Annotated in this window: 19 protein-coding genes and 1 pseudogene; all 20 read left to right on the top strand. The window is 42.2% G+C overall.

The genetic code is table 11. From position 1 onward, the window contains the following. Positions 1–27: 27 nt before the first annotated feature. The 20 genes and pseudogenes from atpD (at position 28) to WAM07_RS11575 (ending at position 22,148) form a co-directional block, all read left to right on the top strand. Positions 28–1,440, top strand: coding sequence for a F0F1 ATP synthase subunit beta (gene atpD / locus WAM07_RS11670; protein ID WP_422167046.1), 1,413 nt, complete (start codon positions 28–30; stop codon positions 1,438–1,440). A 70-nt stretch (positions 1,441–1,510) separates the two neighbouring features. Then, positions 1,511–1,915 carry a F0F1 ATP synthase subunit epsilon gene (locus WAM07_RS11665; RefSeq protein WP_422167044.1) on the top strand — a complete coding sequence of 135 codons (405 nt, stop codon included), beginning with the start codon at positions 1,511–1,513 and terminating at the stop codon, positions 1,913–1,915. 273 nt (positions 1,916–2,188) lie between these two features. Then, positions 2,189–2,422: a DUF1146 family protein gene (locus tag WAM07_RS11660; RefSeq protein WP_422167042.1), complete on the top strand. Its 234-nt coding sequence runs from the start codon at positions 2,189–2,191 to the stop codon at positions 2,420–2,422. A 115-nt stretch (positions 2,423–2,537) separates the two neighbouring features. After that, entirely contained in the window at positions 2,538–3,242 is a 705-nt protein-coding gene (locus WAM07_RS11655) for a YwmB family TATA-box binding protein (protein ID WP_422167040.1), read from the top strand. A gap of 34 nt (positions 3,243–3,276) precedes the next feature. Next, positions 3,277–4,587, top strand: a complete 1,311-nt coding sequence (gene murA / locus WAM07_RS11650) for a UDP-N-acetylglucosamine 1-carboxyvinyltransferase (protein WP_422167039.1) — start codon at positions 3,277–3,279, stop codon at positions 4,585–4,587. Positions 4,588–4,716: 129 nt separating this feature from the next. Further along, complete coding sequence (spoIID, locus tag WAM07_RS11645) at positions 4,717–5,751, top strand: stage II sporulation protein D (RefSeq protein ID WP_422167037.1); 1,035 nt, start codon at positions 4,717–4,719, stop codon at positions 5,749–5,751. Between the two features lie 226 nt (positions 5,752–5,977). Further along, positions 5,978–6,871 carry a peptidoglycan DD-metalloendopeptidase family protein gene (locus WAM07_RS11640; RefSeq protein ID WP_422167035.1) on the top strand — a complete coding sequence of 298 codons (894 nt, stop codon included), beginning with the start codon at positions 5,978–5,980 and terminating at the stop codon, positions 6,869–6,871. A gap of 269 nt (positions 6,872–7,140) precedes the next feature. Continuing rightward, complete coding sequence (gene spoIIID / locus WAM07_RS11635) at positions 7,141–7,422, top strand: sporulation transcriptional regulator SpoIIID (RefSeq protein ID WP_014644812.1); 282 nt, start codon at positions 7,141–7,143, stop codon at positions 7,420–7,422. 283 nt (positions 7,423–7,705) lie between these two features. Next, positions 7,706–8,706 (top strand): annotated as a pseudogene (gene mreB, locus WAM07_RS11630) (rod shape-determining protein MreB). A gap of 33 nt (positions 8,707–8,739) precedes the next feature. Next, positions 8,740–9,567 (top strand): flagellar hook-basal body protein, encoded by an 828-nt coding sequence (locus tag WAM07_RS11625; protein WP_422167033.1) that lies wholly within the window; start codon positions 8,740–8,742, stop codon positions 9,565–9,567. A 14-nt stretch (positions 9,568–9,581) separates the two neighbouring features. Beyond that, positions 9,582–10,406 carry a flagellar hook-basal body protein gene (locus tag WAM07_RS11620; protein ID WP_422167031.1) on the top strand — a complete coding sequence of 275 codons (825 nt, stop codon included), beginning with the start codon at positions 9,582–9,584 and terminating at the stop codon, positions 10,404–10,406. Positions 10,407–10,426: 20 nt separating this feature from the next. Further along, on the top strand, positions 10,427–10,768 hold the full coding sequence (locus tag WAM07_RS11615) for a DNA-directed RNA polymerase subunit beta (protein WP_422167029.1): 342 nt from the start codon (positions 10,427–10,429) through the stop codon (positions 10,766–10,768). Between the two features lie 155 nt (positions 10,769–10,923). Beyond that, positions 10,924–12,240 (top strand): FAD-dependent oxidoreductase, encoded by a 1,317-nt coding sequence (locus WAM07_RS11610; protein ID WP_422167027.1) that lies wholly within the window; start codon positions 10,924–10,926, stop codon positions 12,238–12,240. A gap of 15 nt (positions 12,241–12,255) precedes the next feature. Continuing rightward, a complete protein-coding gene (locus WAM07_RS11605) occupies positions 12,256–13,350 on the top strand; it encodes a class I SAM-dependent methyltransferase (protein WP_422167026.1) in 1,095 nt (364 codons plus the stop codon). A gap of 504 nt (positions 13,351–13,854) precedes the next feature. Beyond that, entirely contained in the window at positions 13,855–14,277 is a 423-nt protein-coding gene (gene fabZ, locus WAM07_RS11600; protein WP_014644805.1) for a 3-hydroxyacyl-ACP dehydratase FabZ, read from the top strand. Positions 14,278–14,426: 149 nt separating this feature from the next. Next, positions 14,427–15,878 carry an S-layer homology domain-containing protein gene (locus WAM07_RS11595; RefSeq protein ID WP_422167024.1) on the top strand — a complete coding sequence of 484 codons (1,452 nt, stop codon included), beginning with the start codon at positions 14,427–14,429 and terminating at the stop codon, positions 15,876–15,878. Positions 15,879–15,988: 110 nt separating this feature from the next. Further along, positions 15,989–16,294, top strand: a complete 306-nt coding sequence (locus WAM07_RS11590) for a hypothetical protein (protein WP_224893935.1) — start codon at positions 15,989–15,991, stop codon at positions 16,292–16,294. 497 nt (positions 16,295–16,791) lie between these two features. Next, the gene (locus WAM07_RS11585; RefSeq protein ID WP_422167021.1) at positions 16,792–17,412 is read left to right on the top strand and encodes a hypothetical protein; all 621 of its coding nucleotides are present in this window, start codon (positions 16,792–16,794) and stop codon (positions 17,410–17,412) included. A gap of 319 nt (positions 17,413–17,731) precedes the next feature. Continuing rightward, positions 17,732–19,075, top strand: a complete 1,344-nt coding sequence (locus WAM07_RS11580) for an efflux RND transporter periplasmic adaptor subunit (RefSeq protein ID WP_422167019.1) — start codon at positions 17,732–17,734, stop codon at positions 19,073–19,075. Further along, positions 19,062–22,148, top strand: coding sequence for an efflux RND transporter permease subunit (locus tag WAM07_RS11575; protein ID WP_422167017.1), 3,087 nt, complete (start codon positions 19,062–19,064; stop codon positions 22,146–22,148). Before WAM07_RS11580 ends, WAM07_RS11575 begins: the two co-directional genes overlap by 14 nt. Positions 22,149–22,244: the final 96 nt, after the last annotated feature.

Raw genomic sequence — 22,244 nt, 5'->3', positions numbered from 1 at the left:
TTGAATAGTACGATAGGAGGGAAATCGATGAGTAAAGGACGCGTAACTCAAATTATGGGACCAGTTGTCGACGTAACTTTTGATGAAGGACAGCTCCCAGATATCAATAACGCATTGCATGTCAGCTATGAAGCGCAGACGGAAGATGAAAAAAGCGTTGCCCTTACATTAGAAGTAGCCCTTCATTTGGGTGACAACACTGTACGTACAATTGCTATGTCTTCTACAGAAGGCGTTATGCGTGGAACACCTGTTATAGATACAGGTAGCCCTATTTCAGTACCTGTCGGTGAAGTTACACTAGGAAGAGTGTTTAACGTAGAAGGGGAGAACATTGATTTAGATGAGCCTCTTAGCGATGATGTCCGTCGTGATCCAATCCACCGTCAGGCACCAGTATTTGAAAACTTAGCAACAGAAACAGAAATTCTAGAAACCGGAATTAAAGTTGTTGACCTGTTAGCACCTTATGTAAAGGGTGGTAAAATCGGGTTATTTGGTGGTGCCGGCGTAGGGAAAACGGTTCTAATTCAAGAATTGATTAACAATATTGCGCAAGAACACGGTGGTATTTCCGTATTTGCGGGTGTTGGTGAACGTACGCGTGAAGGTAATGACCTTTATTTTGAAATGAAAGATTCAGGAGTAATCGCTAAGACTGCCATGGTGTTCGGTCAAATGAATGAACCACCAGGAGCTCGTATGCGTGTGGCTCTAACTGGCCTGACTATGGCAGAATATTTCCGTGATGAACAAGGGCAAGACGTACTGTTCTTTATCGATAATATATTCCGCTTTACCCAGGGTGGGCTAGAGGTTTCTGCCTTGCTAGGACGGATGCCTTCAGCGGTTGGTTATCAGCCAACCTTGGCTACTGAAATGGGTCAGTTACAAGAACGTATTACCTCTACAGATAAAGGTTCAGTAACTTCCATCCAGGCTATTTATGTACCTGCCGATGACTATACGGACCCTGCTCCTGCAACTACTTTCGCACACTTAGATGCCACAACAAACCTTGAGCGTAAATTGTCCGAGCAAGGTATTTACCCAGCTGTTGACCCACTTGCTTCTACATCTCGTGCGCTAGACCCTGAGATCGTAGGCGAGGAGCATTACTCGGTCGCACGTGAGGTACAACGTACCCTGCAACGATATAAAGAGCTGCAAGATATCATTGCTATTCTTGGTATGGATGAGTTATCGGATGAAGATAAACTTACTGTGGCACGTGCCCGTAGAGTTCAGTTCTTCTTATCACAAAACTTCCACGTTGCAGAACAGTTTACTGGCCAAGAAGGTTCTTATGTACAAGTTTCTGAAACAGTTAAAGGCTTTAAAGAAATTCTTGACGGAAAATACGATGACATTCCAGAGGATGCTTTCCGATTAGTGGGTCGTATTGAAGAAGTTGTCGAAAAATCTAAACAAATGCAATAAACCTATTACTAAGTGATGAGGCGTTTATCTTGAACGCCTTATCGTTTAAACAGCCTAGGAGGAAATGTTTATGAGCACACTAACGGTGAGTGTTGTCACTCCTGATGGCCCGGTATTGGAAGATGCATTTGAAATGGTTAGTTGTAAGGCGGAGGGGGGCGAGCTAGGAATTTTAGCAGGTCATATTCCTATGGTCGCTCCACTCACAATCAGTGCAATTCGCTTAAAAGGGCAAGGCAAATCGGATCGTATCGCTGTTAATGGGGGATTTCTTGAAGTCCGCCCGGATAAGGTGACGATTTTAGCCCAGTCAGCTGAGAAGCCGACTGAGATTGATATAGACCGTGCCCGAATGGCGAAAGAACGTGCTGAAAGACGTCTTCAGGACAAACAAGCCGACATTGATTTCAAACGGGCTGAAATGGCTCTTAAGCGAGCCATCAATCGCTTAGATGTTTATGAGAATAACTTCTAAACTGCTTTCATAATGAGAGCAGTTTTTTTATTAAAGAAATATGAAAGTAAACCTATCGTTTATCTTTCGTAAAGTCATTATAAAAGAGAAGTATGGCGGTTTATGTAATGAATCAATCTGGCAGAAATATTTGTCATTATTGCCCGGGAAATGTGAGAGAAATATTTTCTTTGTCACCTTCTGTTATATTTGGGTTTAGCCAATTGGATAAAAAGGTATTTTTGTGTAGATGAATGATGTTGCTAAAAGTAGTGACGAAAGAGAGGGATTAGTATGGATCAATATTTTGCTGAAGAAGCCATTCTTAGTATGACCTCACACATTATCTTCATTATCATAACGTGGAGAGTCCTTCAGTCGGTCAATTTCGATGCGTTTTTCAGGAAACAACGTGTCTTTGAAGCAAGAGTTTTAATCATATTTATTACCATTGCTATTGGAACAACGGTCAGCCGATTTTTTCTTGATTTTATTGCATGGTCTAATAGTCTGGTCTTCTTATTTTGAACGGAAATCAATGAAACTATTATTAAATGAATAGTTTGTCTGAAAATGTCCAGTATGATTGTTGTCTTCTCCGGTCAGACTTATAGTAAGTCTATGCTCGGGGAGGCATCAGAAAATGAAAAGTTTACTAGCAGGGATTACAGTATTGATTATGGTATGTACAGGTGCTTATTCACAGGAACTGACTGCGAAGACACCTATTGAAAATTTTGCAGCATTTGCTGAGAATGAGCAGCTGGACGTCAAAGAATGGTCGATCACCCTCAAAGAGACGATATCGAGATCAGATTCATTATTATTGGAAAAAAAGATTTCCGAATCCTATCGAACTGCTGAAGTATCTTATGAGGATCAAGAGAACGCAAATAAAATCATTCTAAAAGACGGTCTTATTAATAAGGAATTTGACGAAAGTTATAGTATTATTCTGCCGAAAAATAAAGATGAAAAGGCGGAATTGGTTTACTATATAGCTGGTAAGGGTACAATTTCTTTGACACCAGAAGTAAAAGATCGGATCCGAGAAACCGAGAAACGTTATTTCTCGAAAAACGTCCTAATTTTCTCTTGTCTTAAAGCGGAGTCTAGTGGTATTATAGATGATGTTTTAGTGTATAAAAAATTCAAACAAACATTCGACATTAAACCATTAGATCAAGTTGCAGAAAAAGATTGGACTAGCAGCTCCGGATATACGGAAAAATGGGGACAAGCAATCCCGACAGCCGGTGGAAAGATGAATGTTCAGTTCGCTACAAGAACTTTGGGCGGGCGGACAAACATCACTATTGGCACACCCATTATTACTGCTGAATATTAATAATAATGAATATGGACGCGGAGGAGAATGAAATTTGGAAAAAATCATCGTCCGTGGTGGGAGGCAGCTGAATGGCACTGTAAAAGCAGAAGGCGCCAAGAATGCCGTACTGCCTGTCATCGCAGCAAGTATAATTGCCAGTGAAGGAAAAAGTGTTTTACACGAAGTTCCTGCTTTAGCAGATGTTACGACTATCAATGAAGTGATTCGACATATGAATGCTGATGTTAAAGTAGATGGGAACACAGTTACCGTAGATGCTTCTGGAGATCTTGAAACAGAAGCACCAATAGAATATGTGAGGAAAATGCGAGCTTCTGTCCTCGTGTTGGGACCACTTTTGGCCCGGTATGGCCATGCTAAGGTTGCCCTGCCTGGTGGTTGTGCGATTGGATCACGTCCTATTGATCAGCACTTAAAAGGCTTTGAAGCTATGGGTGCCGAAGTTACAGTAGGAAATGGTTACATTGAGGCAGAAGTTAAAGGTCGTCTGCAGGGTGCCAAGGTTTACTTTGATGTTCCAAGTGTAGGGGCTACAGAAAACGTTATGATGGCTGCTGCTCTAGCTGAAGGAACAACCATCCTTGAAAACTGTGCAAAAGAACCGGAAATTGTAGATTTAGCCAATTATCTCAATAAAATGGGCGGTAAGGTTATTGGAGCCGGTACCGAGACCATCCGTATTGAAGGAGTCGACAAGCTTATAGGAGCGACTCATACCATTATCCCTGACCGCGTAGAAGCTGGAACATTTATGGTTGCAGCTGCTATTACTGGAGGTAATGTATTAGTTAAAGGTGCTATTCGTGAACACCTTCGTTCTGTTATTTCAAAAATGGAAGAAATGGGCGTTACCATTAAAGAGGAAGATGATGGACTTCGAGTTATTGGTCCTGAACAGCTGAAGGCCACAGACATTAAGACAATGCCACATCCAGGTTTTCCTACTGATATGCAGTCTCAAATGATGGCATTAATGTTAAACGCCAAAGGCACAAGCGTGATTACGGAAACCGTATTCGAAAATCGTTTCATGCATGTGGAAGAATTCCGCCGGATGAATGCTCATCTTAAGATTGAAGGCCGCAACGTTATTGTGGAGGGTCCTTCATCTTTACAAGGAGCAGAAGTAGCCGCGACTGATTTACGAGCGGGAGCAGCTCTTATTCTTGCTGGTCTTGTTGCCGATGGTTATACACGTGTAACAGAACTTAAGCATCTGGACCGTGGATATGTTGATTTCTCCAACAAACTTGCGGGACTTGGTGCTGATATAGAAAGAATTAACGAACAAGAATCTTACTCTGAAGAACAAGAAGCTAACGAATCATTATCGACCTTATAATGTATATATCTTTTTAGCTTGGCTGTTTCATTATTTTTTGAAACAGCCAAGCTTTTTTTTGGTTCTATCATCCTTGTTTGAGGGATACATTTTAGTAGAGAGATCTACAATGTAATCAGGAGGGTGAGAATGAAAAGAAAAAATTGGATGGCATTCTTCATAACAGGTGGCCTGTTCGGGGCTATACTTATACTACCCACTCTAATTGTGGTGCCTTTTACAGGTTCCAGTGCTTCACATGAAGTCCAGGAGACTCCAAATCCGATTGAAAAAGCCGCTGATTCACCAAAAGACCTCTCTCCGATAGCGGTCAGAGTGGAACGAAGCCAATCAGGGAAGATAGAAGAAGTCCCACTGGAAACTTATGTTGCAAGGGTGGTTGCATCTGAAATGCCTGCTGAGTTTGAGCTGGAAGCACTAAAAGCGCAGGCGTTAGCAGCACGAACTTATATAACTAGGCATTTGCTTGAAGAAGAGGCTGTATCGCAGGAAGCTGATGTGACGGACACCGTTAATCACCAGGTGTATAAGAATGATGAAGAGCTGAGAGCTCAGTGGCACGATCAATATACGAGCAATATGGAGAAAATTAACACAGCAGTCAGCGAGACAGCAGGAGAAATAATCACTTATAACCAGGAGCCGATAACGGCCGCTTTCTTTTCAACGAGCAATGGATACACTGAAAATGCAGAAGACTACTGGGAGAATGAGATTCCTTATTTGAAAAGTGTGGAAAGCCCCTGGGATCAACAATCACCTAAATTCGCAGATCAGAAAATTATTCCGATCACTCAGGTACAAACAGCCCTTGGGGTAAATTTTAAAGGGAATGTGCAAAACATGACCATGACAAAGACAGAGGGAAATCGTGTAGATAAGGTTCAAGTTGGGGATCAGACCTTCTCAGGGCGACAGATAAGGGAAACCTTCGAGCTGCCTTCAAGCGATTTTTCTATGCAGCAAAAAGGTGACCACGTCATTTTCACGACGAAAGGATATGGCCACGGTGTAGGAATGAGTCAATATGGAGCAAATGGGATGGCTAAGAGCGGCAGCAGTTATAAAGACATAGTGACTCATTATTATCACGATACCGAAGTATCTTCTATCAATAAACAGACGGCATTGTTAACATCCAGAAATGATAAGCCTGTCAACTGATGGAATATGATAAAGACAGGACCTTAAGCTAAGGGTCCTGCTTTTCATTTCATAAGATGGGCGGTTTGCAATTTGGACAAACTAATTCGACCGATGTGATCTTTATTTCTATCTTGACATGGTAAATACTTTTAAGAAAAAATTTCCTCCACATGTATATAATTCCTCAGAAGTGTTCAGAATGATTTTTGAGGTGATGAACATGAGAGAGGAAGGAAAGAAAAGCGTGACTAAATTAAAGTTTAAACGCTTAATGCGCAAGAAATGGTTGTATCCAGCTTTGTATTTGTCAGTAGCAGCATTAGTTCTAGTAGGGGTGTTCTGGTATCAGCAAAGTGGTAAGGAAGTAGAAAACCAGTTAGCTAATCAATCAGAAACGGAAGTCCAGGATGAGTTCACTACTCAAGATTCCGGAGAGGCTTCAGTTCCAGTCATGGAGCAAAACGAAAACTTACAAATGCCAGTCGTTGATGAAGAAGCCGCGTCTATCGTTACTAAGTTCTATGATTACAATGCGTCTCAGGAAGATCAAGAAAGTGCACTGGTCCTATACAACAATAAGTACTATCAGAGTGAAGGCGTCGATATAACGAGAGAAGATGGAGAAGCTTTTGAAGTAACAGCAGCTCTATCTGGAAAAGTCACAGAAGTAAAAGAAGATCCGCTTTATGGCAATGTCATTGAAATTACACATGATGAAGACGTATCAACTGTCTATGCTAGTCTAGCTGACATTAAAGTCCAAGCTGGTTCTGAAGTTACTCAAGGTGATGTGTTAGGTTCTGCTGGACAGAATTCCTTCGGCCAGGCAAGTGGCGTGCACGTTCATTTCGAATTACGAAATGATGGTCAGCCTGTAAATCCGGAAAGCTTTTTTGGACAACCTTCCAGTAAGATCGGCGAAGAAGTGAAAGAAGAAGCAGAGGCTGAGAAAGAAGCAGAAGTACCTTCTGCTGAAGATGACAGTACTCCTGCCGAAGACTCAACAGAAGAACCAGAAGTATCTGATGAGCCAAACGATGAGCAACTAAATACGGATGAAGATCCTGCAGATAACACAGAAGGAGAACAAACTCCTGATGAGGATAGTGCATCATCCATTTCTACAACTCAAACCTAAATGAGGGGCCTGCCCCCTCATTTTTTTAATGCTGTATCATAAACTAGCAAAAAGCATTTACATAAAAAACTCCTGTAAAGCAAGCTCCATCCTTATCCCTGTGGCATAACTCACCTTTTTTAATAATACAATGAGGATAACCGAGCACTCGGTAACGTCCAGGGAGGAACACCATGACTTACACCTAGAGTACCCCCCTCATACTAACAGCATAAGCGCTTTCCTTTGAAACCACCCCCTTGGATAGACAATCACAGGAGGCGAGTGGAGTGCATGATTACATCAAAGAAAGGACCATCAGGATTGGAGAGCACCTCATTGAAACTAAAAAAACGGTCAGAGTGATCGCCAAGGAATTTGGCGTTTCTAAAAGTACGGTTCATAAAGATCTTACAGAAAGGCTCCCGGAAGTGAATCCGGAGCTTGCTAAAGAAGTTAAAAAAATACTAGATTATCATAAGGAGATCAGACACCTCCGCGGAGGAGAAGCAACTCGAAGAAAGTATAAAGCCCAACTGCTTGAAGAAGGACCTGTGCAGCCTCTTGCATGACTTCCTTTGTCATCCTCTCTAAAGAAAAATCCCTTGCGTATAAGATGATTTTTTCATCCCGAATGCGACGATTGTCATAATTTTATGATAGAATATAGAATTAGATGTGTACGATGATACACAGGCAATGAACGTTATTTTTTTAAGAGATGTAAAATTTCAGAACGCAGGTTGAATGTCCAAAACATGGTTGAATACTATGGACCTCTCACTTAACCGGAAGGATTATGACGATTTTGTGTTTACGGGCATGGATGCTTTCAATAGGGAGGATCTACAGGACATATTTGCAAGAGATATCGGGATAGACCTTGGTACAGCTAACGTGCTCATTCATGTTAAGGGTAAAGGGATCGTATTAAATCAACCAACCGTAGTTGCGATGGACCGTAATACTGGAAAAGTACTGGAAGTAGGAGAAGATGCTCAGCGGATGGTGGGACGCACACCTGAGAATATTGAAGCTATCCGTCCATTGAAGGATGGCGTTATTGCAGACTTCGATGTAACAGAAGCTATGCTCAAGTACTTTATCCAAAAAAACAAATGTTCGAAACTTTCTATCCAGACCACGGATGCTGGTCTGCTGTCCAACGAATATAACCAAGGTGGAACAGCAGGCAATAAAGCAAGCAGCTGAAAAAGCAGGCGGTAAGAAAGTTTTTTTAGAAGAAGAACCAAAAGTGCCTGCGATAGGTGCAGGCATGGATATCTACCAGCCATATGGAAATATGGTTGTGGATATTGGGGGAGAAACAACTGATATAGCGGTTCTTTCGATGGGGGAAATTGTTACAGCTTCATCTATCAAAATAGCAGGAAATCGATTGGACCAGGAAATACTTCAATATATATAAAAAGAGTACCAATTATTAATTGGTGAACGGACTGCTGAGAATATAAAAATTAATGAAGGTACTGTATTTCCAGCGACTCGGATAGAAGTAGTTGATATTCGAGGCCGTGATATGATTACTGGGCTCCCCCGTACTATTTCAGTCAGTTCGGAAGAAATAGAGAAGGCGCTTCGCGAACCTGTTCAGGTTATCGTTCAAACGGCTAGAGAAGTATTAGAGCGGACGCCTCCAGAGCTCTCTGCTGATATTATTGACCGCGGGGTTACCTTGACGGGTGGAGGTGCACTTCTTCACGGTGTGGCTCAGCTTCTTTTAGAAGATTTAAAAGTCCCTGTGCTGATTGCTTACTCTCCCGATGGATTGTGTAGCTGCTGGTACAGGAATCATACTGGAAAACATGGATAAACGCAGTAAAATAGTTTTATAGCTTTCGTTAATTTTGAATAAAGGAGCGATCACCTTGTTAAGAGGATTCTACACAGCTGCCTCAGGAATGCTTGCTAATCAACGCATGCAGGAAACATTATCGAATAATATGTCCAACGTGAATACACCAGGATACAAAGCTGATCAGGGGACGATGCGTGCTTTTCCAGAATTGCTGATTGAACAAATGGGAAGCCGCAAATCTTCTGGTTCTACAATGAGCAGGAATATTCCTGTACAGCACCCTGTCGGATCCCTTAACACAGGTGTTTATATGCAGGAGGCTGTGCCCGCTTTCACTCAAGGTGATTTAAGAGAAACGGGTGTTGGTACTGATTTAGCTCTCCTTCAAAGAAACGTGCCCGACGAGTCGGGTTCTGTTTTTTTTGATGTTCAAAATGAGTCAGGAGAACAGCGTTACACTAGAAATGGGAATTTCACTGTCGATGGTGATGGGTATTTGACCACTAATCAAGGGAATTATGTATTGGATCAGTCAGGAAATCCAATTGAAACGAACGGGATGGAATTTGACGTCTCTGAGGAAGGTATAATCACTGTAGAGGGACAAGCTATCCCTTTAGGCTTATCCTATAGTCCGGCAGCGGAAGATATGGTGAAGGAAGGCGAAGGTCTATACAGGCTTGGGGAAGACGGCACTCAGCTTATAGATGCCCGCGAAGATAACACAGTTGAAGTCGATGTAAAACAGAACTTTCTTGAAAGTTCCAATGTAAACAGTGCCCGTACAATGACGGAAATGATGAATACATATCGGTCTTTTGAAATGAACCAACGAGTACTTAAAGCTTACGACCAAAGTATGCAGAAAACAGTCACTGAGATTGCCAGACTGCGATAAGGAGTTGGGAACTATTGATTAACCGTTCGATGATTCAGGCTTCTGTTACAATGGGACAACTGCAGAGTAAGCTTGATTTAATAGGGAATAATCTTGCTAATGGGAACACGACTGGCTACAAAAGTCGACAGGCCGACTTTTCTTCATTGTTATATCAGCAAATCGACAATTTATCCTCCGAACCAGCTCCCGGAAGCCGTCAGACACCTGATGGAGTAAGAATAGGGTCAGGGGCAAGTCTTGGTCACACAAATGTTGACCTTAGCCAGGGAAGCCTTCAGAATACAGGTAGAGAACTGGACATCGCCTTGTTAGAGAAGAGTCATTTATTTCAATTACAAATTCCTACAGAAGCGGGCTTAGAGACACAGTACACTCGAGCAGGGAATTTTTATTTAAATCCGGTAAACGACAATGAAGTAATGCTCACAGACGCGGAAGGGTATCCTGTACTTGGAGACGCGGGAGATTCTATTGTTCTTGAAAATGGATTTACGGAATTGAAGATCAATGAAGAAGGTTCAGTGGTGGTAACACGCGACGGTCAGTCTTCCGTTGAAGGGCAGCTTGGAGTAGTGGAAGCCGTAAGACCAAGAATGCTTGAGGCGGTGGACGGCAATCGCTTTAAAGTTCCCAGTGGTATGGAAGGAACAGAAATAACCTCAGAAGTTCCTCCAAATGAAACACGGGTACAGAACCAAACACTTGAATCTTCTAACGTTGATATTTCCAAGCAAATGACGGATATGCTTAATGCTCAGCGAGCTTACCAATTTAATGCAAAATCGATTTCCACGGGTGATCAGATGATGGGTCTGATCAATCAGCTCAGATCATAAACGTAAGGAGTTTGACGACCATGGCAACAGATCCTAATACAAATGACAAAAACCATAAACGTGAAAAGGATAGACAGAAGAAACGTAAAGCTTTAGACGAAGCGACTAAACAAGATCATACAAAGAAACAAGGGTATTGGCAGAAGCTGAAAAAGACCTTCAATGAAAAGACGGGACATAAAAGTCGTATCCGTGTTCTTCCTATTTGGTTGCGTATTATCATTGTTCTGGCCTTAAGTATCGTGGCTTTGTTTATTGGGTTAATGGTCGGATACGGAGTGATCGGAGACGGAAAACCTATGGATGCTCTCAGCTGGGACACTTGGCAGCACATTTGGGATATTGTTACAAAAACGGAATAGCATGAGAACAATTCTACACGGGTCTTAAAGACTCGTGTTTTTTTATGTCCAGGGGATGAAAAGGAAATGTCTGGCACATCAACTTGTTTCTGAAACAGTTATTTAGGGAATAAATCTTAAATCTAATCATTTATTTAGTGGGGAGGACGCAAGCTTTGAGAACCGACGTATTTATCGCTGGTGGAGGTGTTGGAGGTTTAACACTGGCAGCTAAACTGGCCAGTCGCGGCGTTCATGTCACGATTGCTGAACAGCTGACGAAGGAGTCACCTGTATATAAAGGAGAATTGCTGCAGCCTAAAACCATTGCGATACTGGAAAGACTTGGAGTCATTGATGAAATTGAAGGATGCGGTCACGTGATTGACCAGCTTAGATTTCAGGAAATTCACCGCCATGAAGGGGAATCCCCTGAAGAGATTAATTTAACGGAGCTGAATTATAGTCGAGTGGCCAGTAAATATGACCATGCTTTAATGGTTCCGCATGAGAGAACGAAGTCCATTATACGGGATAAGGGACAAACCTTCGAAGAACATTTCCACTATTTAGGCGGTGCTCGATTTTTAGGTTTTGAAAAAGGAATGGCAAAGGTGAAACAGAAAAAGGAGACTTTCTATATAGAAGCCAAGGTATATATCGGCGCAGAGGGGCGCAGCTCCCCTACTCGAAAAGCTATGAATGCTGATGTGAAGCGTAAAGACTACAATCACCATTTTCTAACAGTCACAATGCCTAGACCAGCATCTTACACCAAAGGAAAAATTATAACCACAGCCGACCGCTTTCTAGGCTTGTTTCCTCTCCCTGATAATGAAGTGAGAACCGTTTATCTGATAAAAGCTGGAGAATACAAGACCATTAAAGAAAAGGGGCTTGAGTACCTCTACCAAGCCTACAGCGAACTTGAACCAGAGTTGTCAGAGGGAGTGCGTACCATTGACGATTGGAAAAAAGTTCAGCTTATGATTCCCTATACCTATCACGTGGACAAGTATTATTCTGGAAACCTTGCCATTATAGGTGACGCTGCTCACACCGTTCATCCCATGGCTGGAGAGGGTATGAACCTGGCTGTACAGGATGCTGATGTCCTTGGAGAACTGCTTGCATGGTGTAAAGAAAATAATGAAAATTATCATGAGTATTTGCATTACTATGAAGATGTAAGGAAGCCTCGTGTTTCCTCCCTTCTTCATTTAAGTCACCTGTCAGCACTCGTCTATTCTTTCCGTTTCGAATGGTGGAGAAAAGTCCGAATGAGGGCTGTCCAGCGGATTTACGATGATGATCAGCTTCACGTGAAACAAATGCTCAATATATCCGGATTGGGAGCATGGAATTTCAACTTACTCGATCGGGCGATCCAGGGAAGCGTTCTTCCAGCACGCCGTAAAAAGATAAAAGATAAGACACAGTGGAAATACTTATTTTCAGAATCAGAAGACTATCCATGGGAAAAAGAGAACTAGGAAAGGATGAATCATATGAATGAATGGGTAACGGCTATGCAGGCTAGAAAGTGGATGAAAAAGAATGAATCGTTTCTGCCAAGCTGGCATGCTTATGTGGGATCTGAGTTAGGACTGTTTGATGAATTCGAATCAGCGAGGACAGTAGAAGCGGTAAGTGAAAAAACAGGGTACTCCTATGATTTATTAGCTTCCTGGGTTAAAGTAGGAGTCGCAGTTAAGCACCTGAAGAAGCGTCCAAATGAACGTTACCGTACGTCAAAAAGAAGATGTTCTGCTCTTATGGGTCAGGAGCAGTCGCCTGGTGTTAAAGCATTGCTGAAAGAGATGATGGAGCTTCATATTCCTACAATGCTGCAATATCCCTCTATACTAAAGTCTCATGAGCGTGCCCTGTTCGACCATGAGAGGCATGGAGAAGTTGTGGCGGAAACTTCAGCCCTGCTTGAACACTTTGCGATTAAAAAGATTAAGAAGATGATACGCGCAAGAAAAGTAGATACCATTGTGGATCTTGGATGCGGCCACGGCGGTTACCTGCGAAAGTTAGCAGAAGAATTCCCGGATGTCCAGATGATTGGGGTAGATCTGAACCAAAAGGTCATCGATCGTGCACGCGTATTATCTGATGATTTCTCTAATATAAAGTTTGAAGTAGGAGATATAAATGAATGGGAGCCGGTAGATGGAAAGAAAGTGGACGTTGTACTGCTTCACAATATCTTTCATTATGTTCATCCAGATTCGCGCCCTGATCTTCTAGAGCAAATGTATAGTTATGTGGAAGCTCAAGGAGTCGTTTCTGTTATCACACCTATTAATGAAACCGAGCATGGGGAAGCTTTTTCTTCAGCGTTTAACAGCTTCTTTGTAGCTCATTCGAATCTTTTTGCGCTGCCTGATAAGAAAGAGTTAAAAGAGGTTACAGCTCATTCTAATTTTGATATGTATGATTTAGATCCGATTGTTAAAGAAGGTTCCTGGTACACTTTCTGGATGAGTCCGTCTTCTCCAGTGAAAGAATGGGAACAAACTCAGGAGATGAACGACGGAGAACGTTCGTTTTCTTCCCAGCAGGAAGATAACAAGGAGTTAACTCGCTCGTCATAAAATAAACCGCTGTGACCACTTTAGTCACAGCGGTTTATAATTTTCTAGAAGACTTTTGTGTTTTTTAGTGCAAACTGATAAATAGTGATGAATTGTAAGATAAGCGTTTTTGCACAAACGGCCGGATTGTGGAAGACTCAGTTTCGAGATAATTCGGGTCCGTTGCTCATATAGAGAGGGTTTGGCTACGGAAACAACTCGCTTTCCTGCGGCCCTACAAGACGTAGGATCGATCGAAGTTGCCACAGGGCGTGGCCCTCCTTTAACAATAAGCCTCCTCGGTCGTTATCACTCCCTGTGGGGTCTCGCCTAGCTCCTTCCCCCGAATGATCTTCCTCATAAACAATATCTCGAAATCAAGTCTTCAAGTAATGGTAGCCTATATGCAACAATCATTATTATGATTTTATTGCCTCGGTTTTAAAGGGAAGTCTTAATTATCTTTTGTCGAGAGGGACATCCATCTATATAATAAGGGTAGAATGAACAAAAGGAGCTGCATGTATGTTAGATATCCAAGAAATTAAAGAAATTATTCCACACAGGTATCCGTTTCTGCTAATTGATCAAGTCGAAGAAATTGTAGAAGGAGAACGCGCTGTAGGATACAAGAATGTAACGATGAATGAACCGTTTTTTCAGGGACACTTTCCTGATTACCCGGTGATGCCAGGGGTGTTAATTACGGAAGCCCTAGCTCAAATGGGAGCGGTAGCTATGCTTAAAAAAGAAGAAAACCAGGGGAAACTGGCCTTTTTTACAGGTATTGATAAGTGCCGCTTTAAGCGCCAGGTAAAACCAGGCGACCGTCTAAAACTTGAAGTGGACATTGTAAGACTGAAAGGACCGATGGGGAAAGGAAAAGCGAAAGCAACCGTAGATGGTGAAGTAGCCTGTGAGGCTGAAATTATGTTCGCTTTGAAATAATTTAAATGACTCGGATCTTAAGGTCCGGGTCATTTTTTATGGGGTTTAAAGGTAAAAAATGGTATAATTCTAGCGTTGAAAGAATAAATCTATGAATCTAACAGAAGGAGTGGCTTCGCATTAGAAATTATCTTAAAGCCTTTGGAGTCTTGTTTTTCCTGGTCGGTGTGAACATCTTTCTCATTCCAAGTGTACATGCAGAAACGAAAATTGCAGATAAATGCAGTTTCGAACATTCAGATGGCGTGAACCCTGACCAGCAAACCATCAATTGTCTTTTAACAGAGGCGGCTGTTAAGTATGATGTACCTCCTGAAATTGTTAAAGCTGTTGCTGAAAAAGAAAGTGCCTGGAAACAGTATGAAGACAACAAGCCGCTTATCTCAGAAGATGGCGGAATTGGAATCATGCAGGTGACGCAGAAGAATACCTATGATGATTCACGCTTAAAGCAGGATATCGTGTACAATATTGAAGCTGGTGTCGAGATTTTAAACAAAATGTATGATCGAAACGACCTGCCATCCATCAATAAAAGTGAAGGATCTGTTAACGCATATCAAAGAAATTATATAGAAAACTGGTATTTCGCTGTAATGGCCTATAATGGTATTAAACCAGTAAATAGTCCGGTTCTCCAGGAGAATGGTGACGAGAATAAAGAAGCTTATCAAGAAGAAGTGTTCGAGATCATCGAAAGAAACATGGACCGCGAACTTGGGGAATTAGATTTTTCAAGGGATGATTTTGACTATGACCCTGCAAAAAGAGATAACATTCAGTTTGCAACCATGGAGTATCGTTTTCTGGAGCCATTTACATCTTCCAACTATTTTTATAAAAAGGGACAAACCGTTGGGGCCGTTCAAGAGGTTAATTTGCGCTCCCAGCCGACAACTTCCAACCCGAACGTAATAGGAAAAGTGAAACAGGGGGAACACCTGACGATCGAAGCTTCCTATACGTATGAAAAAAGTCCGGTCAGTTTAAATCCATTTGTATGGTATAAAGTTGAAAAAGAGAACGGCACTGAGGGATATGTAGCATCGAATTATTTAAGAAATAAATTTAAAGACGTACCTGCTAATCATTATGCTGAAGAGAGTATTGATCAATTATTCGATATGAACATCCTTAGAGGCCATAATGAAGATACTTTCGGGATGAAGGAGAATTTAATTCGTATTCATGCCGCTATGCTTTTCGTGCGTGCTGAGAATCTTTCATTGACTGGTCGTCCAGACCCTGGTTTTGTGGATGTATCCCCTGAGAACCGTTATTTTGATACTGTATCCGCTGTAGCTGATGAAGGTATTTTTAATGGAGATGAGAAAGGAAACTTCCATATAGAAGATGATTTGAAGCGGAGCGAAATGGCTGTCCTGCTGCAGAATGTCTATAATTTTGAGAAATCATCGAAAGAGCATCCGTTTGTGGATGTAAAAGAGGACATATGGTATGACGAATCAGTAAATCGTCTGTACCATGCAGGGATAACTTCTGGAGTAAGTGCCGACCAGTTCGGCCCATCAGAAACGGTGACACGAGAGCAATTTGCTGCCTTTTTGATTCGATCCATTGAATATCAGAAGAAGAATTAAAGCTTCAACTATTTATTCCGGCTTCGGCCGGAATTTTTTTGGTAAAAATGGATGAGTATTACCAGTGCGGATATACTATTGATCGTAATCATTAAAAAGGAGGAATATAAATGAAGTCTCTATCAATTAAGTTACTAATTGCTATGCTGATGGTTTCCCTTCTAGGTGCCTGTGGTACGGATGAAGATCCAATGGGTAAAGAAGAAAATGACACGGAACAGAATATGAATGAGGAAGAGAACAAAGAAGAGAATCAAATGAATGAAGACGGTATGAATGAGGACGACGAAGAAAATATGGATCAAGAAGATATGACGGATGGGGAAAATGATGCTACAGAAGAAGATATGACGAACGAAGATACCATGGAGAATGACATGACAGAAAATGAAAATGATAGTAAGGACAATCAATAGTAGAAAAGCCGCTAAACTTAGCGGCTTTTATTTTGTTTGCTATTATAGGATAAAAATACTGAAATGATCACCATACATATGCCACCCAGGGTTAGAAGAGGAATAAGAAAATGAAAGGCCGACAAAAAATCGAGTAAAAGCAATCCAACTCCAGCTAGAAAAGAAATAACTCCACTGACCGCCAGCATTTTTGCCGTGTGATTCACATAGTTTCCTCGCCTTCTAAAAGAAATAGGTGCATGGCACAGGCTTTATTGTATCGTTCCTGCTAAGGATTATTTACGCAGAAAGGTATGGCTTAATCATTATATCGGTTAGTAAAGAAAGATATAAACAATTTTCCGGACTCTTTAAAACTAAGTCCGACTATTTGAAATTGATTGGAAAATCCGTTTCGCTTATGTAGAATAGAGGTAAGATACACATTAATAAATCCTTTATAATTTTACGTTTCCTGGTTTTATTGGTGTGGAATAAGCGAATAGAGGTGATTATTAATGAAATACAGAACGGCAAGCGATTTAAAGGACTTACTTTTAGAAGACTTTGAAAGTGTAGTCAACAAAATTCCACAGGAAAAACTGGACGTCTACCTCTATCTTCATAGAGAGTTCCAGAATACTTACGTACCGGATGATAGTTTATATCAATTTATCTTTCGTTATTTTTTCCGATTAGACAATCCCAGCTTAACGAATGAGTTCGAAACATCTTATTTTAAGTTGATGGAAGAGCAGAGAAAAGAAGAAAGACCGAACATTGTACAAATTACAAAGAGCTTGTACGAGATTAAGAACCACAAAGGCAACCCGACCATGCAGTTCCCATTAGCGGCTTCCATGCTGCATGCGATCAATCCTGAATTCCCAACATACGATAGTGATATTGTGAAAGCATTCGACTTTTCTTCCACTTATCACTTGTCCGGTTTTGAGAAGAAGATGAAGCGTTACATGAAACAATATCAGCATGCTTACAGAACTTATACGGAACTAATCGATGATGAAGCTATGGAGCCCATGTTCAAGCACTTTGATGAACGCTTTCGCGATTACAATCTTCCAAAGGTCAAAAAGTTGGACTTAATGACAGCACAGCTCGGAAATATCATTCAATAAAAATAACCGGATCCGGCCCAGGGTCCGGCTTTTTTTATGAGTACTTTTTTAAATTCATTATTTAATCTATTTTCCAGAAAAAGTGACACAATATTGTCATTTTAGAGTGTTTTGTACAAGTTGCATTACAATCCGTACTTTAGTAACATTATTCATAATTATGACTACTTGGTCAGAATGAAATTGAACGTGAGTGAAGGAATGGAAGTTGTCCTCAAGGAGACACTACGGAAATGAAAAAGTTACATAATCGCCCTCGCACACTAGTTTTCTGGTTTTTAAATGAGCTGCTTAGATATAGAAGGAGAGGAAGTCTTACATGAAAAGAATAGCCGTGCTGATATTTCTATTAATTTTTCTGGCCGCCTGTTCAAACGACAACACGGAAGAAGAAACAGAGGAAAGAGTAACACCGGTAGAAGTTGAACAAGTTCAGAAAGAGGATTTTGTCATAAATCGCGAAATAATTGGACGAACGACAACTTCTGATACGACCCCCGTTATTTCTGAAACCCCAGGAGAGCTGGTTACGCTGAACGTTTCCAAAGGAGACCGGATTGAAGAAGGACAGCAAATTGGTGTAGTGGATCCTGGGGATGGAGAAAGCCAGGTTGAACTTCAGCAAATCGCTGTACGCCAAGCAGAAAAACAGCTTGAAAATGCGCAGATTTCTAAAGAGCAGGCGGAAAGTGGCCTTGAAAATGCGCAGGATCAGCTGGAATTAGCTGAAGAGGCCGAAGATGCACAGGAAAATCAAAATGAGCAGGCGAAAGAGATGGCTAAGCAGCAATATGAGCAAGCCCAGGGGCTTGCTGATCAGACGAAATCACTTTTTGAAGAAGGAATCATTCCTGAGGTTCTATATCAACAGGCTCAAAGCAGGGCGGATCAGGCCCAGGCTCAGCTTAAACAGCTTAAGGGTGGATCGCAGCAATCCTCCGGCATAGCTCAGGCTGAAGCACAGGTGGATCAGGCTCGTCAGCAACTGGAACAAGCTAGGATTGCTGTTGATCAGGCTGAACTGCAGGTGGAGCAGGCGAATGTCCAGCTGAACCAAACGCAGGATCAAACCTCGAACAAAATTATTAAAGCCCCGGCTACCGGTGAGATTGCTTCCCTTGAAGTAACGGAGGGCGCACTCGTAACGAATCAGCAGCCCTTTGCTACTATTGTAGGACTGAACCCTATGACGGTAACAGCATCGATTACAGCTGAGCAGCTTTCTCTATTCAATAATGGAGATGAACTGGAAGTGGAAATTAGTACGTTAGATGAGAAGGTAACTTCTACCGTAGAATCCGTGTCTTCTATTCCTGACGATACGGGTCTTTATCCTGTTGAAGCAGCAGTTGAAAATGGCGAAGAGCGTATCAAACCGGGCATGATGGCGACTTTCTTACTGCCTGAAACAGTAGTGGAAAACAGTTTGGTTGTACCAACGGATGCCGTAATGGAAGAAGGTAATCAGTCTTATATCTACCATGTAGTGGATGGGAAAGCTGTACGTGTAAATGTTGAAGTAGTGGAAGCTCAAACCGAACGTACAGCCATTAATGCTGAACTTCCAGCAGATGCTCAAGTGATTACTACGGGTCAGCTGACGCTGACAGATGGCGGGAAAGTGACGATCATGGAGGAGGACGAACAGAGTGAAGCTAGTTAATCTGTCTGTCAAGCGCCCTGTTGGGGTTATCATGATTGTCGCAGCTATTCTCGCTTTAGGATTTGTTTCTTTACGTAGCTTGACGATTGATCTCTATCCGGAAATTGACCTGCCCATTGCCGTAGTTTCTACTTCCTATGAAGGAGCAGCACCACAAGAGGTGGAAGAACTGGTCAGCCGGCCCGTCGAATCCTCCGTAAGTTCGATTGAAGGTCTTGAAGTGCTCCAGTCCCAATCGCAGGCTGGGGCTTCGCTCGTTCTATTGCAATTTAATACGGGAGTAGATTTGGACAGTACTTTGCTTCAGGTGAGGGAAAATGTAGATCAGGTGCGGGCTGCTCTTCCAGATGGAGCGGGAGAACCTAGTGTTCTGCGCTTTGATCCACAGCAACTCCCGATCATGACGGTTGGATTATCAGGTGATGATCCTGAAGAATTACAGCAAGTGGCTGAGAACCGGCTTGTCCCTTTCCTGGAAAGGCAGGAAGGTGTGGCGTCCGTAAGTATCGAAGGCGGCAAGGTAAGGGAAGTACAGGTATTGGTGGACCGTGCTCAGATGGCTCAGTATGGTCTTGATTCTCAAACCATTGTTCAGACGTTGAATGCTTCCAATCAGTCGGCCTCTGCAGGTGCTGTAGATAAAGGACAAAAAGATCTGCAAATTAGAATTGATGGCGAGTTTGAGTCAATTGAAGATGTTCGTAGTACAATTCTACAATCGCCATCTGGTGCGCAGGTAACCTTGGATCAAATAGCTGAGGTGGAAGAAAAGCTTACCAATTCTAATACAGTCGCAAAAGTAAATGGTTCTTCTTCAGTTGTACTCTCAGTTCTTAAAAAAACCGATGCGAATACCGTAGAAGCGGCTAATAACGTTCGAGAAGCACTTGATGAAGGAAGTGCAGATCTTCCGGAAAATGTAAGTTCGGAAATCGTGCTGGATACATCTGAATTTATAAAGATTTCGATTAACAGTGTCGTGCTGAACATCATTCTCGGGGGAATTTTCTCTATTCTTATATTACTATTGTTCCTGAAAAGTATCAGGGCCACTCTTGTAATTGGCATCTCGATCCCGATTGCGATTATTTCAACGTTTACTCTTATGTATTTTACAGGGGAAACATTGAATGTACTAACGATGGGTGGACTTGCTTTAGGCATAGGGATGATGGTGGATAGTTCCATCGTCATATTAGAAAATATCGTCAGCTATCGGCAGCAGGGTTACTCGATGGTGGAAGCGGCTAAAGAGGGAGCATCTGAACTGGCTCCAGCAGTAGTTGCTTCAGCTACTACAACGCTTGTCGTATTTTTACCAATTATATTTGTTGAGGGAATTGCTTCCGAGCTGTTTACCCCTTTAGCGTTGACTATTATGTTTGCCTTAATTGCATCGCTGGCTGTATCAGTAACCTTAATCCCTATGCTTTCCTCAAAATTGCTGACGAAATCATTGAAAGATAGCGGACGGCGTTACTGGTTTGATCGATTCCTTGATAAAGTAAATGATAAATATCGCTCTTTACTGCGAAGGGTATTAAAGTTCAGAAAGACAACTATAGCCATTACTGCGGCTCTTATAGCAGGAAGTGCGGCTTTAATTCCTCTCATTGGAACGGAATTTATACCTCCTTCTGATCAAGGTCAAATTGAAGTGAGTGTGGAAATGCCGTCCGGCACATCTATTGAAGATACAGAAGAGTTTACAAACCAAATTGATTCACGAATTGAAGAGTTCGGAGACGTTATTGATGTCAGCTACTTATCTGTAGGTGGAGGCGGCATGGGAAGCGTTGGAAATGGCTCCTCTGATCAGGCTTCCTACACCATACAACTGGTGGACCCCGATGAACGGGAAAGGACCACGCAGCGAGTAATGGAACAGCTGGATGAATCTCTGAGCGGCCTGGCTGGTGCTGAAGTTCAAGTAAGTGAATTGAATGCAGGACTGGGCACAGGAGCTCCGCTTCAAGTACAGCTAAATGGTGATGACTTTGAAGTCCTTTCCCAATTAGCCAATCAGGTTTCTTATGTTATGAATCAAGTCGAGGGTGTGAGTAATGCTACTTCTTCTACGGAGGAAGGGCGTCCGGAAATGCGTATTAATGTAAACCGGGAAAAAGCGGCGCAATATGGTCTTTCTTATCAGCAGGTGATTGGACAGACTCAGCTTGCGTTTAATGGTCAAATTGCTACCCGATATCGCCAGGGCGGCGACGAACTTGATGTACGGTTGATTCTACCGGAAGATGAGAGACAGACAATTTCTGACTTGGAAGGAATGACGGTACAAACACCTAATGGAGGACTTGTTCCGCTGGCATCTATTGCTGAACTTGAACAAGTTCAGGGTCCAGTTACGCTGCTTCGTCAGGACCAGCAGCCGCAAGTCAATGTAGAATCGGAAGTCGCAGGACGGGACCTGGGAAGCGTAACAGAGGACGTTCGAGCAGAATTGGAGAGCCTGAACATGCCTGATGGCTATTCTTTTGAAATTGGAGGACAGGCACAGGATATGCAGGAAGCTTTTGGGGATCTTTCCTTAGCGTTAATCTTCTCCCTCTTCCTGGTCTACGCCGTAATGGCCATTCAATTTGAAAACTTCCTGTTTCCGTTCATCATTATGTTCTCCTTGCCTGCAACTCTAATCGGTATTACCGGCGGTCTGTTCATTACGAATTTACCGTTCAGTTTGCCGGCATTTGTAGGTATTATTATGCTCGCAGGTATTGTGGTCAACAACGCCATTGTTCTTGTGGACTACATTAATATCCTGCGAAGGAAATCTTATGACCGTTATGAAGCCATTCTTGAAGCTGGACCGAACCGTCTGCGTCCTATCCTTATGACTACGCTGACTACGGTCCTTGGAATGGTGCCGCTGGCCATAGGGATCGGCCGAGGTGCGGAAGCTCAGCAGCCGCTAGCCGTTACAATTATCTTTGGCTTGACGGTGTCCAGTTTCTTTACACTTATCTTAATACCGGTGGTTTATACGTACCTTGACGATTTATCCAATAAGATCACCGGAAAGTTCCGTAAAAACAAAACAGAAGAAACAACAGAATAAGACTCCTATTTATTTCCACCTCAGGTCATCCATAATTTGGATGACCTGAGGTGTTTTTTTATTTTAAAAAATTAAAAAAGAAATTTACAAAAAAGT

This window comes from Halobacillus sp. (assembly GCF_049282395.1).
Classification (GTDB): domain Bacteria; phylum Bacillota; class Bacilli; order Bacillales; family Halobacillaceae; genus Halobacillus.
This window is presented reverse-complemented; position numbering and strand designations above follow the sequence as displayed.